The 13,979-nt window shown below is 67.7% G+C and carries 9 protein-coding genes; all 9 read left to right on the forward strand.

Annotated elements, in window-relative coordinates:
- Positions 1-29 precede the first annotated feature (29 nt).
- The 9 genes from tldD (at position 30) to tssM (ending at position 13,977) form a co-directional block, all read left to right on the forward strand.
- On the forward strand, positions 30-1,469 hold the full coding sequence (gene tldD, locus ACVCL9_RS01990; RefSeq protein ID WP_447099324.1) for a metalloprotease TldD: 1,440 nt from the start codon (positions 30-32) through the stop codon (positions 1,467-1,469).
- Between the two features lie 82 nt (positions 1,470-1,551).
- Positions 1,552-1,839 (forward strand): PAAR domain-containing protein, encoded by a 288-nt coding sequence (locus ACVCL9_RS01995; protein ID WP_395117304.1) that lies wholly within the window; start codon positions 1,552-1,554, stop codon positions 1,837-1,839.
- 144 nt (positions 1,840-1,983) lie between these two features.
- Positions 1,984-3,297 carry a tetratricopeptide repeat protein gene (locus tag ACVCL9_RS02000; RefSeq protein WP_447099478.1) on the forward strand — a complete coding sequence of 438 codons (1,314 nt, stop codon included), beginning with the start codon at positions 1,984-1,986 and terminating at the stop codon, positions 3,295-3,297.
- A gap of 112 nt (positions 3,298-3,409) precedes the next feature.
- On the forward strand, positions 3,410-5,371 hold the full coding sequence (locus tag ACVCL9_RS02005; protein ID WP_447099323.1) for a type VI secretion system Vgr family protein: 1,962 nt from the start codon (positions 3,410-3,412) through the stop codon (positions 5,369-5,371).
- Between the two features lie 11 nt (positions 5,372-5,382).
- Entirely contained in the window at positions 5,383-5,925 is a 543-nt protein-coding gene (locus ACVCL9_RS02010; protein ID WP_395117308.1) for a DUF6931 family protein, read from the forward strand.
- A 261-nt stretch (positions 5,926-6,186) separates the two neighbouring features.
- Positions 6,187-7,527: a type VI secretion system-associated FHA domain protein TagH gene (tagH, locus tag ACVCL9_RS02015; protein ID WP_447099322.1), complete on the forward strand. Its 1,341-nt coding sequence runs from the start codon at positions 6,187-6,189 to the stop codon at positions 7,525-7,527.
- A 201-nt stretch (positions 7,528-7,728) separates the two neighbouring features.
- The gene (tssK, locus tag ACVCL9_RS02020) at positions 7,729-9,063 is read left to right on the forward strand and encodes a type VI secretion system baseplate subunit TssK (RefSeq protein WP_395117312.1); all 1,335 of its coding nucleotides are present in this window, start codon (positions 7,729-7,731) and stop codon (positions 9,061-9,063) included.
- A 4-nt stretch (positions 9,064-9,067) separates the two neighbouring features.
- On the forward strand, positions 9,068-10,444 hold the full coding sequence (icmH, locus tag ACVCL9_RS02025) for a type IVB secretion system protein IcmH/DotU (RefSeq protein ID WP_447099321.1): 1,377 nt from the start codon (positions 9,068-9,070) through the stop codon (positions 10,442-10,444).
- A gap of 5 nt (positions 10,445-10,449) precedes the next feature.
- Complete coding sequence (tssM, locus tag ACVCL9_RS02030; RefSeq protein WP_447099320.1) at positions 10,450-13,977, forward strand: type VI secretion system membrane subunit TssM; 3,528 nt, start codon at positions 10,450-10,452, stop codon at positions 13,975-13,977.
- The last annotated feature ends 2 nt before the right edge of the window (positions 13,978-13,979 follow it).

Raw genomic sequence — 13,979 nt, forward strand, 5'->3', positions numbered from 1 at the left:
TTCCGGATCGACCACAGGCACGCTGACCCATGGATTCACTGATCAATCTCGCCGAAAGCAAGCTGCTGTCCCCCGGCGGCATCGCCACCGGCGACCTCGACCGCGTGTTCGGCCAGCTGATGGGTCCGTCGATCGACGCCGCCGACTTGTACTTCCAGCATTCGCGCAGCGAGTCGTGGACGCTGGAGGAGGGCATCGTCAAGGACGGCAGCCACTCGATCGAGCAGGGCGTGGGCGTGCGCGCGATCTCGGGCGAGAAGACCGGCTTCGCCTATTCCGACGAGATCGTGCTGCCGCAACTGCTGGAGGCGTCCAGGGCAGCCCGCGCGATCGCGCACGGCGGCAACGGCGCCGGCAAGCCGCTGGCACTGCACGACGCGCGCGCGCTGTATCCGGCGATCGATCCGGTGGAGAGCCTGCCCAATCCCGACAAGATCGCGCTGCTGCGCGAGGTCGACGCCTACGCGCGCTCGCGCGACCCGCGCATCAAGCAGGTCATCGTCAGCCTCGCCGCGACCATGGACACCATCCTGATCGCTGCCTCCGACGGCACCCTGGCCGCCGACGTGCGCCCGCTGGTGCGCATCAACGTGCAGGTGATCGCCGAAGCCAGCGGTCGCCGCGAGCAGGGCTATTCCGGCGGTGGCGGCCGTTACGGTTATCGCGAATTGCTCGAGAACGGACGTGCGCTGCGTTTCGCCGACGAGGCCGTGCGCCAGGCGCTGGTGAACCTCGATTCAACCGACGCGCCCGCCGGCCAGATGACCGTGGTGCTCGGCCCCGGCTGGCCCGGCGTGCTGCTGCACGAGGCAATCGGCCACGGCCTGGAAGGCGACTTCAACCGCAAGGGCAGCTCCGCGTTCTCCGGTCGCATCGGCCAGCGCGTGGCCGCGAAAGGCGTCACCATCGTCGACGACGGCACCCTGGCCGGCCGCCGCGGCTCGCTCAGCATCGACGACGAAGGCACGCCGACCGAATGCACCACCCTGATCGAGGATGGCATTCTGAAAGGCTACATGCAGGACAAGCTCAACGCGCGCCTGATGGGCATGGCGCCGACCGGCAACGGCCGCCGCGAATCGTTCACCGCGCTGCCGATGCCGCGCATGACCAATACCTACATGCGGGCCGGATCGCACGATCCGGCCGAAATCATCCGCTCGGTGAAGAAGGGCCTGTACGCGCCGAACTTCGGCGGCGGCCAGGTCGACATCACCAACGGCAAGTTCACCTTCTCCGCCTCCGAGGCCTACCTGATCGAGGACGGGAAAATCACCCGCCCGGTGAAGGGCGCCACGCTGATCGGCTCCGGCCCCGACGTGCTCAACCGCGTCTCGATGATCGGCAACGACCTGGCGCTGGACGAGGGTGTGGGTGTGTGCGGCAAGGACGGCCAGAGCGTGCCGGTGGGCGTGGGCCAGCCGACACTGAAGATCGATTCGATGACGGTGGGCGGCACGGCCTCGTAATCCGGGCATGCGACGCGGCTGACTCCGTGCGCCGAACTGGCGTACCATCGCCGGGTCACGCCATCGAGCCACGGAGTTCGCCATGCCTCCCGCCGCACGCCTCACCGACATGCACGTGTGCCCGATGGTGACCGGCGTGGTGCCGCACGTCGGCGGCCCTATCGTCGCGCCGGGCGCGCCCACCGTGTTGATCGGCGGCTTGCCGGCCGCACGGGTGAGCGACATGGTCACCTGCGTGGGCCCGCCGGACACCATCGTCATGGGCGCACCCAAGGTGTTGATCGGAGGCCTGCCTGCGGCGCGCATGGGCGACAGCACCGCACACGGCGGCACCATCGTGCTCGGCTGCTTCACCGTCATCATCAACTAGACGTCGTTCGGTTCCGGTATCCCGTCCGCGGCGGACGGGGCTTGTGCCGGACGCGACTGCGCGTGGCAAGGGGGCGACTTGAAGCGTGTTTCGTCGGATCGAAGCCGACGCCGGCCGCACGGCAGTGCGCTGGCTGCCGGTGTGCTGGCCACCCTGGGCGACGCGATCGCCGCGCATCGCGACGGCCAGCTCGACGCGGCGGAGGCGCTCTACGGCAAGGTCCTGCAGCGACAATCCGGGCAACCCGATGCCCTGCATTTCCTCGGCGTGCTGTGCCACCAGCGCAACCGCAGCGAGGAAGGCATCCGGCTGATCCGCATGGCGCTGCGCGCGACCCCGCAGCATGCCGATGCGCACAACAACCTGGGCAACATCCACAAGGAGTGCGGCCAGCTGGCCGAGGCCGAGGCCTGCTACCGGCGCGCGCTCGGCCACCAGCCGCGGCACCACGACGCGCTGAGCAATCTGGCCCTGGTGCTTGAGGCGCAGGGCCGCGTGGACGACGCTGGCGAGATCTACGCCCGCTTCCTGGCGCAGGAGCCGCAACTGGGCCACGCGCACTACCTGATGGGCATGTTCCGCCGTCGGCACATCAACCAGATCGAAGACGTGGAGGAAGCGGTGCGCTGCTTCACGCGTGCATCGCAGCTTGATCCGCAGAACCTGCGCGCGCGTGATGCGCTCGGCGTGTCGCTGTACATGCTCGGCCGCAGCGGCGAGGCGATCGAGGTCTACCGCGACTGGATGGCGCGCGAGCCCGACAACCCGGTGCCGCGGCACATGCTGGCCGCGTGCGGCGGCGAGGCGGCGCCTGCACGCGCGGAGGACGCTTATGTCCGCCAGGTGTTCGACGGCTTCGCCGCAAGCTTCGACGAGATGCTGCTGAAGAACCTCAACTATCGCGCGCCGCAGGTGCTCGTGGGCGCGCTGGCGGATCGTCTCGGTGCGCCGCAGGCCATGCTGGACGTGCTCGATGCCGGTTGCGGCACCGGTCTGTGCGGGCCGCTGATCGGACCGCATGCGCAGCGCCTGGTGGGCGTGGACCTGTCCGGCGGCATGCTGGAAAAGGCGCGCCAGCGCGGTGGTTACGACGAGCTGGTGGAGGCGGAACTGGCCGGGTGGCTGCGCGCGAGCCCGCCCGTCTGGGATGTCGTGCTGTCCGCCGACACCCTGATCTATTTCGGTGACCTGGTGCCGGTGCTGTCGGCCGCCCACCACGCGTTGCGCCCGGGCGGCTGGCTGGCCTTCACGCTCGAAGTGCTGGACGGCGAAGGCGATCGTCTGGAGCTGTCCGCCAGCGGACGTTATCGGCACACGCGCGGGTGCGTCGAACGTGTGCTGTCCGCCGCCGGATTTCCCGATCCGTCGATCAGCGCGGATTCGCTGCGCAAGGAGTTGGGCAGGCCGGTGGCCGGCTGGGTGGTGCTTGCGCAAAAGCCCGCCGCGAACGGCAATTGAAGGGGCGCGCAAGCGCCGCAGGGCGCCAATGGACTCCCCAAACAGGCCAGACGTATGATACCCGGACTGGTTTGCCGGCCCATGCCGTCGGGACCGTTGGGGGAGGACGGACATGCCGCATCAAATGACACTGAAGTCAGATCTCGGTGACAAGCTGCAACCAGCCAGCTTTTCCGGCAGCGAACAACTGGGGCAGCTGTTTTCGTACAACCTCAAAGTACTCAGCAAGGATGGCGAAGTTGCGCTGCTGCCGTTGCTGGGCAGCTCGATGACGGTCACGTTCGACACCGGCGACTACACCCGGCATTTCAATGGCATCGTGGCGGAGATTTCGCAGACGGGGTTCGAGAGCTTTTCCGGCAAGCGCCAGGCGGAGTACGCGTTGACCCTGGTGCCGAAGCCCTGGTTGCTGCTGCACAAGATCGATTGCCGCATCTATCTCAAGAAGTCCGTGCCGACGATCGTCAAGGACGTGCTCGCCGAAATCGGCTACAGCGACGTCAAGCTGAGCCTGAGTGGCGACTACCCGGAGCGCGATTACTGCGTGCAGTACCGCGAGAGCTACTTCAACTTCATCAGCCGACTGATGGAGCAGGAGGGCATCTACTATTTCTTCCAGCACCGTGATGGCGTGCACACGATGGTGCTGGCCGATTCGCTCGGTGCGCACGGAGCCACCGGCGGCTTCGACGAATTGCCGTATCGGCCGCAGACCGGCACCAGCAAGGCGTCAAGCGAGCCGGCGATCACCGAGTTCAGCACCGCGCGTTCGGTGCAGACGATCAAGTATTCGCTGACCGACTACGACCCGCTGGACCCGAAGAAGTCGCTGCTGGGGTTCGAGTCGATCAGCAACGCCGACGGCAACCATCGGGTGCCCAAGCTCGATTCGTTCGACTACCCCGGCGACCACCTGACCGCCGCCGCCGGCAAGCATTACGCGCAGGTTCGGCTGGAGGCGATCAACGTCGCGCAGTCGCTTTGCACCGGCGCGACCAACGTCTGCGGCGTGCTGACCGGCGCGCTGTTCAAGCTGACCAAGTTCCCGCGCGCGGAGTTGAACCAGGAATACCTCGTGGTCGGCTCCACCGTGCACATCGAGAATGCCGCCGAGGTCTCCGGCGTGCAGGGCAGCAACCAGTTCTTCTGCCATTTCTCGGCGATCCAGAGTCGCCAGCCGTTTCGCAGCATGCCGACCGCGGTCAAGCCCGGCATCGTCGGCCTGCAGACCGCGGTGGTCTCCGGCAGCGACACCGCCGAAGACATCTCGGTGGACAAGTACGGCCGCATCCAGGTCACGTTCCACTGGAACAAGCCGGACAAGGAAAACTTCCACATCTCCTGTCCGGTGCGCGTGGCCTCCTCGTGGGCCGGCAAGAACTGGGGCGCGGTGAGCATTCCGCGCGTCGGCCAGGAAGTGGTGGTGAGCTTCCTCGAAGGCGATCCGGACCGGCCGCTGGTCATCGGCAGCGTCTACAACGCCGACAACATGCCGCCGTACACGCTGCCCGACAACATGACCCAGAGCGGCATCAAGAGCCGCAGCCACAAGGGCGGCGGCGCGGAGGATTTCAACGAGCTTCGCTTCGAGGACAAGAAGGGCAGCGAAGACTTCTTCATGCATGCGCAGAAGGACATGCATGTGGAAGTGGAGAACGACCGTGTCGTGACGGTGGACCACGACGAGAAGATGACCGTCAAGAACGACCAGACCGAGGACGTCACGGGCAAGCGCACGACCACCGTGGGCAAGGACGACAAGCTTGACGTCACCGGCAACGGCACGACCACCATCGGGCAGAAGTTCAAGCTCAGCGCGGGCACCGAGATCGAGCTGGTGACCGGTGCGGCGAGCATCGTGATGAAGTCATCCGGCGCCATCGACATCAAGGGCGTGAACGTCAGCATCAAGGGCGTGAGCGTCAAGATCGACGGCGACGCCACGGTGGCGGCCAAGGCCGGTGCCTCGGCGGAGTTTTCCAGCAGCGGTGCGACCACGGTCAAGGGCACCATGCTGTCGCTCAAGGGCGACGCCATGGCGCAGTTGTCCGGCGGCATCATCATGATCGGCTAGAGGGCGCACAGATGTCATCCGTGATGCAGGCATCGATCCAGATGGAGTTGTCCGAGCCGGCCAGTGCGCTGCTGCGGCCGGAGATGACCGCGCACGCGGCGGTGCAGGCGCTGGTCGAGGCCGGCCAGGTGCAGGATGCGCTGAAACTGCTGGCGCGGATGCTGCCCAAGCGCTACGCCGTGGCATGGCTGTGCCAGTGCGCACGCGACCAGACGCTCGATGCGGAAGACCGCGCCGGCGCCTCGCTGGCCGAGAAGTGGGTGCGCGAGCCGAACGAGAGCAATCGCCGCGCGGCGTTCGAGTTCGCCACCGCAGGCGGTTACAAGTCCGCCGGCGCCTGGGTCGCCGCTGCCGCGGGCTGGTCCGGCGGCAGTCTCGCGCCCGCCACGCAGGAGGCGCCGGTGCCGCCGGCCGACCATCTCACGGCATGCGCGGTGGTGGCCGCGATCAACATGCTGGCGGCGCTGGATGTCGATACCTTCGCCGCGCGTCGCGCCGCCTTCATCAAGCCGGCCTTGAGCCTGCTCAACGGCGACGGCGCGGCGGGAGCCTGAGGCCGGTCGCGCGCGTTCGCGGCTTGCCCGCTGCACCTCGGGACGATACGATGGCGCGGACGGTTTCCGCGCGTCAGTCAGGCCATGCCGGCAGTTCCGATCACGCGCTTCGCGCGTGGCGGCGACCGATCCACGGAGCCGCGGTTTTTCGCGAACAGTCAGCAGCCAGGCCGGACGGCGAGCCCGGTCGGGACGTGGATGGAATCCATCGTGCGCGGCGCCGGCTGATTCACCTTGACCAGGGAACACTCGAGCAAACCGATGTCGCAGAGCCTGATCCTCGCCGTTGCCGGTCATCAGGCTGCCCAATTCGGCAGCCGCAGCAGCGGGACGTTCGCGGGCGTCGGCGGCAGCATCGGTCGTTCCGAGGATTGCGACTGGGTGCTCGGCGCCTCGGGCGTGTCGCGCGTGCACGCGATGGTGCGCTACCTCAACGGCATCTACTTCATCGAGGATCGCAGCACCAACGGCATGTTGCTCAACGGTGCGCCGCTGGTGAAGGGCGAACCCTCCGCGCTGACCGACGGCGATCGCCTGCTGATCGACACCTTCGAGGTGGAAGTGCACCTGGGCGATGCCGGCGCCACGATCCCGCCGCCCGACCTGCTGGCGCCGCCGACCTCCGCCGCGATCGGTGCCGACATCGACCCGCTGGATTTCGGGCTGTCTTCGCCGATGGCGTCGCTGCCGCCGCAGCCCTCGCCGAACACGATTCCGGCCGATGCCGACCTGATCCCCGGTGCGGTCGGTGTCGGTGGTGCGCTGGACCCGTTGAGTTTCCTCGGCCCGGGCGATCCCGCTTCCGAACTGCTGTCCGGTGCCACCACCGGCAATGCCAGCGCCAGCTGGAACCACACCGCCAGCACGCAGGATCATTTCCACCCGCCGATGACCAACGAGCAGCGGCAGGCCAACCAGCTCCCGGAGAACTGGGACCTGACCATGGGCGACTTCTCCGCGCCGGTGCCGCCTGTGGCGGCGGCGCCGGTCGCCGCGGCGCCGCGCGTGATGCCCGCCGCGCCGATGCCGATGGCCGCGGTCGATCGCGCCGAGGCCACCGGGCCGCACGCCTTGCCGACCGGCGTGGACGAGATCTTCCGCGTCGTGGTCGACGGCGTGATGGACGTGCTGCGTGCGCGCGCCGAGATCAAGAACACGTTCCGGCTGCCGGTCACCATCATCCAGCGCTCGGAGAACAACCCGCTGAAGTTCGCGCCCAACCCGGAGGAGGCGCTGCAGAAGATCATGGCGCCCAGCGGCGGCGCCTTCATGTCCGGCACCGCGGCGTTCGAGGATGCCTTCGACGACATCCGCTGTCACCAGATGGCGATGCTGGCAGGCGTGCGGGCGGCATTCGAGTCGTTGCTGGTGCATTTCAACCCGGATCGCTTCGAGCAGGAGGCCGATGGCGGCTCCAAGCGTTCGGCGTTCGCCGGCAAGGGCAAGTACTGGGAAAGATATCGCGAGCATTTCGAAGGCTTGAACAAGGACCCGGACGATTGTTTCCGGCGCCTGTTCGGCGACGAGTTCGCGCGTGCGTACGAAGAACAGTTGTCACGCCTGAAATCGGCGCGGAGAATGCGGCAGGCAACGCATCGCTAGCGGGTACATGGCGATTGCGGACGCGCCGCGTTCGATGGGGTGCAGGAAGGGCAGGGCTGCTCTTTCTCGACGGATTTCCGGGCGCCGGGGGCGCCACGGACGCGGATGTTTTTCCATGCAGCATCGGTCGGCGACAGCGGGTCGACGCGGCATATCCCGGCAGCGCAGCCGGGGGAACTTCTGACAGGGGCAGCGCGACGCATGGAAAACAACAAGGTTGTGTGGAGTGAGGGGCTGTTCCTGCGCCCGCAGCACCTGCAGCAGCAGGAGCGTTACCTGGAGCGTTTCGTCGAACTGCGCGCCGGCAGCCTGCGTCCTTACACCTGGGGCTTCTCCGAACTGGAGCTGGAAACCGACCTGCTGGCGATCGGCAAGCTCGGCATCAAGCGCGCGCGTGGTGTGTTTCCCGATGGCACGCCGTTCGACATGCCCGGCGACGATCCGCTGCCGCTGGCGCTGGACGTCAACGACAACTGGCGCGACCAGACCGTCTTCCTGACCCTGCCGCTGCGCTCGCCGGCGCAGCCGGACAGCGGCCGGCCCGAGGCGCCGGCGGAAAAGCTGTTCCGTTATCGTGTGCGCGAGACCGAGGTGCGCGACGCCTCCGGCAGCGTCGACGGGCTCACCGTGCTGGAGGTGGGCGGGCTCAACAGCCGGCTGTTGCCGCAGTCGCAACCGCTCGAAGGGCTGGCGCAGATTCCGGTGGCGCGCATCGTCGAATGCCGCTCCGATCGGCGGGTGATCCTGGAAGAGGCGTTCATGCCGACGGTGCTGAGCTGCCAGGCCGCGTCGCGGTTGAGCACGTTTCTGTCCGAACTGCTGGGCCTGCTGCACCAGCGCGGCGAGGCGCTGGCCAGCCGCGTGGCGGTCACCGATCGCGGCGGCGCCGCCGAGATCGCCGACTTCCTGCTGCTGCAGGTGGTCAACCGCTATCAGCCGCTGATCGCGCACCTCTGTGCCGCGCCGATCCTGCATCCGGAGGATTTCTACCGGGTGCTGGCCGAGATGGCCGGCGAGCTGGCCACTTTCACTGCTGCCGGCAAGCGTCCACCGGCATTTCCGGCGTACCGCCATGAGGCGCTGTACGCGAGCTTCGAGCCGCTGATCGCGGCGCTGCGCACCAGCCTCAGCGCGGTGATGGAGCAGACTGCGATCCCGATCCCGATGCAGCAGCGCAAGTTCGGCGTGTGGGTGGCGGTGGTGCCGGACCTGAGCCTGATCGATACCGCAGCCTTCGTGCTGGCGGCGAAGGCGGACCTGAAGTCCGAAGACTTGCGCCGCCAGCTGCCGGCGCAGTCGAAGATCGGTCCGGTGGAGAAGATCCGCGACCTGGTGAACCTGCAGCTGCCGGGCATCCCGGTGGCGCCGATGCCGGTGGCGCCGCGGCAGATTCCGTACAACTCCGGCTACCTGTATTTCGAGTTCGACAAGAATTCGCCGATGTGGCGGAGCCTGAAGACGTCGGGCGGCATCGCGTTCCATTTTGGCGGCGAGTTCGCCGGTCTCGACCTGCAACTCTGGGCGATCCGAGGTTGAGCGCATGAGCAGCAATGGTCCCCACGACGACGATCCGCAGCAGGACCGGACCATAGTCCGCCCGCGCGGCGCACCTGCACCGGCTGCGCCGACCCCCGCGCCCGCTCCTGTTCCCGCAGCGCCTCCCGCTACCCGGCCGACTGCCGCGCCGGCACGGCCGGCGGCGGGTCACGTGCAGGTTCCCGCGGCTGCAATCGGCGATTTCCTGGGGGCCGGGCTCAATACCCTGGTTCAGGCGGCCAGCCCCTTGCTGCTGTTGTCGGTGCAGTTGCGCAACAGCGCGTCACAGCCCGATGCGGCGCGCCTGCGCGAGCAGGTCATCGCCCAGGTGCGCCAGTTCGAGAGCAACGCGCAAGCCGCCGGCATTGCGGCGCAAACCATCACCGCCGCGCGTTACGTGCTGTGCACCACGCTCGACGAGGCGGTGATGAACACGCCGTGGGGCGGGCAGAGCGGCTGGGCGGCCAAGACGCTGCTGGTGGCCTTCCACGGCGAATCGTACGGTGGCGAGAAGTTCTTCCTGATCCTGGATCGCCTGTGCGCGGATTTCTCGCGCCACATCGACCTGATCGAACTGATGTACATCTGCCTCACGCTCGGTTTCGGCGGGCGTTACCAGATCGAGGCCGACGGCCGCGCCAAGCTGGCCGACATCCAGGAGGAGCTCTACCGGCGCATCAAGGCGCAGCGTCCGCCGGCGGCGGACGAACTGGCACCGCACTGGAAGGGCATCGAGGACCGGCGCAACCCGCTGGTGCGTTACGTGCCGCTGTGGGTGATCGTGGCGGCCGGCGCCTGCATCCTGCTGGGCGCGTTCCTGTACTTCTACACCCGCCTGAACGAGTTGTCCTCGCCGGTCAGCGCGCAGGTGGCGCAGATCGGCTTGCGCAGCGCGGTGCCGCCGGACGAGTCGCGGCTGCGCCAGACCCAGCCCAAGGTCGAGCGCAAGAGTCTCAAGCAGCTGCTGGCGCCGCAGGAGCAGGCCGGCGCGCTGACCGTGGAGGAGAAGCCCGACGGCTCGGCGCTGGTGCGGCTCGATGCACCGGCGATGTTCGCCTCCGGCGGTACCGAGGTTACAGCGCGGCAGATCCCGATGCTGCACGCGATCACCGCGGCGCTGAACCAGGTACCGGGCCGGGTGGTGGTGGTTGGCCATACCGACGACCAGCCGGTTCACTCGCTGAAGTTCAAGGACAACTACGCGTTGTCGGCGGCGCGCGCGCGTTCCGTGGTGCAGATCCTCAGCGAGGGCATCGACAACGCCGGGCGGCTCGAATCCAGCGGTGCCGGTTCGTCGCAGCCGATCGCGCTGCCGCCGGACCTGCCAGCCAACCGGGCGCGCAACCGTCGCGTCGAAATTCTCTACAGCCCGGAGGACTGAACATCGTGGGCAAGCTTCTTGCGCTGTTCAAATCCCGCCTGTTCATCACCCTCGTCGGCCTGCTGCTGCTGGGTTTGCTGATCTGGTTCGGCGGCCCCTACCTCGGTTTCGGCGAGTCGCATCCGCTGGAAAGCCAGGTCGTGCGGCTGCTGGTGATCCTGGTGATCGTGGTGATCTGGGCGGTGTGGCTGCAGGTGCGGCAGATGCGCGTGCGCGGCAAGGCGCGGCAGATGGCCAGTGACCTCAGCGAGCAGGGTGCGCCGGCGACTGCGGGCATCGACGATCGCGCCGCCAACGAACGCGCGCAATTGCAGGGGCGCTTCCAGGAAGCGGTGGACACCTTGCGCAAGAACCGCAGCGGCGGCACCAACCTGTACGCGCTGCCCTGGTACGTGGTGATCGGCCCGCCGGGTTCGGGCAAGAGCACCCTGCTGCAGAACTCCGGCCTCAACTTCCCGCTGTCGAACAAGTTCGGCAAGGAAGCGATCCGCGGCGTCGGCGGCACCCGCAACTGCGACTGGTGGTTCACCGACGAGGCGGTGTTCCTGGATACCGCCGGACGCTACACCACCCAGGACTCCGACCGCGGCGCGGATGCGTCGGCGTGGACGGAGTTCCTCAACCTGCTGCGCAAGTACCGCAAGCGGCGGCCGATCAACGGCGTGATCGTGGCGATGAGCCTGTCGGACCTGCTCACCCTGGATGAGGCCGGGCGGCAGCAGCACATCATGGCGGTGCGGCAGCGGCTGGACGAGCTGGCCAAGCACCTGCGCATCGGGGTGCCGGCCTACCTGGTGTTCACCAAGTGCGACCTGGTGGCCGGCTTCACCGAGTTCTTCGACGACCTCACGCCGGAGCTGCGCAGCCAGGTCTGGGGCATGTCGTTCCCGGTCGACCAGACCATGGCCGGCACCGCGGCCAAACAGTTCCTGGCGGAGTTCAACCTGCTGCTGGAGCGGCTCAACACGCGCATCCTCGATCGCCTGCATCGCGAGCGCGACCGCCAGCGGCGCGCGGCGATCCTGTCGTTTCCGCAGCAGCTGGGCGCCTTGCGCGAGATCACCCGGCAGTTCGTCGAAGGCGTGTTCACGGGCCATCAGTACGACGCGCCGCTGCTGCTGCGTGGCGCGTATTTCACCTCCGGCACGCAGGAAGGCACGCCGATCGACCGCATGATGGGCGCGGTGGCGCGCACCTTCGGGCTGGACGCCTCGCGCCTGCACGTGCCCGGCGCGCAGAGCCGCACTTTCTTCGTCGAGCGTCTGCTCAAGGACGTGCTGTTCCGCGAATCGGGCTTCGCCGGCACCGATCCCAAGCTGGAGCGCCAGAAGGTGCTGCTGCAGGCGGCCTGCTACATCGGCGTGCTGCTGGCCTGCGGCCTGCTGGTGTTCGGCCTGGCCACCAGCTATCGGCGCAACGGCAATTATCTGGCCGACGTGCACACGGCGCTGGCCAAGTATCCGGCGCAGAGCGATCTCTCGCTGGCGCCGAACCAGCAGGCGTATTTCGCGCTGGTGCTGGAGCGGCTGGAAGCGCTGTCCGCGGCGGTCGACGTGGCCGACCAGCACCAGGGCGACGTGCCGCTGTCGATGCGCCTGGGCCTGTACCAGGGCAACGCGGTGGGCGACGAGGTGCGCGATGCGTACTACCGCGAGCTCAACGCGATCCTGCTGCCCGGCGTGGCCTCGCAGTTCCGCGCCGGGCTGGCCGCCAACGCCGGCGACCCGCAGATGCTTTATTACTACCTGAAGGGTTACCTGATGCTGGGCGAGCCCAAGCATCTGGACCACGACCAGATCGTGGCGCTGGCCGGGGTCGAGTGGCAGCGCCTGTTTCCGAACGACCCGGTGCTGCAGAAGGCGCTGAGCAAGCACTTCGACGCACTGGTCGCGCACGAGGGGCGCCTGCGCCCGCTGAGCCTGGACGACAACCTGGTCGAGCAGGCGCGCAGCACGCTGCGCACCGCGGACCTTGCCACGCTGATCTACGGAAACCTCAAGCTCACCGCCGGCAGCGGCAACTACCCGCCGCTGCGGCTGGACAAGGAACTGGGCCTGCTCGGCAACGTGTACCAGCGGCGCAGCGGCAAACCGCTGTCCGATCCGATCCCGGCGTTGTTCACCCAGCCGGTGTTCAAGCATGAGGTGGACAAGGGCATCGAACAGTCGGTGGCGCAGTTCGCCGCGGACGACTGGGTCTTCGGCGCCACCAAGATCGACGCGGTGCAGAAGGCTCAGCTCGCGCAACAGGTGCTCGGGCTTTACGAGCAGGACTACATCAAGGCCTGGGACGATGTTCTCGCCGACCTGCAACTGCAGCCGATCAACAACATCCAGGACGCCAGCGCCATCGCCGCCAAGCTGGCCGGCCCCAACTCGCCGCTGAAGCTGCTGCTCAAGGTGGTGCGCGACAACACCAGCGACCTGATGCGCGCGCCGCCCGGCGATGCCGCCGACAAGGCCGAGGACGTGGCCAAGAAGCTGGCGCAAAAGCGTGCCACGCAAACTGCGCTGGCGCGGGCGCTGGCGCAGGCCGGGGCCACCGGTGCGGCGGGTGGCGATGCAGCCAGCGAGAAACCGGGCAAGGTCATCAGTGACCATTTCGCCGAGATCGACAAGCTCACCGAGGGCGCGCCCGGCGCGCAGCCGATCGACCAGACCCTGAAGACGCTGGACGACCTCAGCAAGACCTTGCTGACCATGGGCGATTTCAGCAACGCGGCCGGCCAGCCCAACCCGCAGTTGCTGCTGGCCCAGCAGGCTGCGGCGCAACTCCCGCCGCCGGCCTCCAACTGGTTTGCCGCACTCACCGGCAAGAGCCAGGCGCTGGTGGCCAGCGGCACCAAGAGCGCGCTGGACGACCAGTACCAGCAGGCCGTCGGCAAGGACTGCGCCGACTTCACCCGCGGACGCTACCCGTTCTCGCCGTCGAGCAACAACGACATCCCGCTGCAGAACTTCGGCGAGCTGTTCGGCTATGGCGGTCGCTTCGACAGCTTCTACAACCAGACCGCCGGCAAGCTGATCGACGCCAGTGGCCGCAACTGGCAATGGAAGACCGGGCCCGGCGCGATCAGCGGCTCGGCCGGAATGCTGGGTCAGTTGCAGGGCGCCGACCGGATCAAGCAGATGTTCTTCCGCAGCGGCAACCTGCCGGAAGTCGATTTCACCTGGCTCACGCCGGTGCTTGATGCCGGCATCGGCAAGCTGGTGATCGACGTCGACGGGCAGAAATACGAATACCAGCCGGGTGGCGCGACCAACGTCAGCATGAAATGGCCCGGACCGCAGCCGGGCCGCGTCTCCATCTCCGCCTACGACACCGCCGGCAACCTGCTCACCACGTTCGACTATCGCGGCGACTGGGCGTTCTTCCGCGCACTGCAGGCGGCCAACCTGCAGAAGCAGTCCGACCTGCGCTTCGTGGCCAGTTTCAATTTCGGCGGCCACGTGGCGAAGGTGACGCTGCAAGCCAACAACCTGAAGAATCCGTTCCTCAGCAACGCCCTGTCCAGCTTCCGGTGCGGAGGCTGAGC

The organism is Rhodanobacter sp. UC4438_H5, assembly GCF_052978405.1.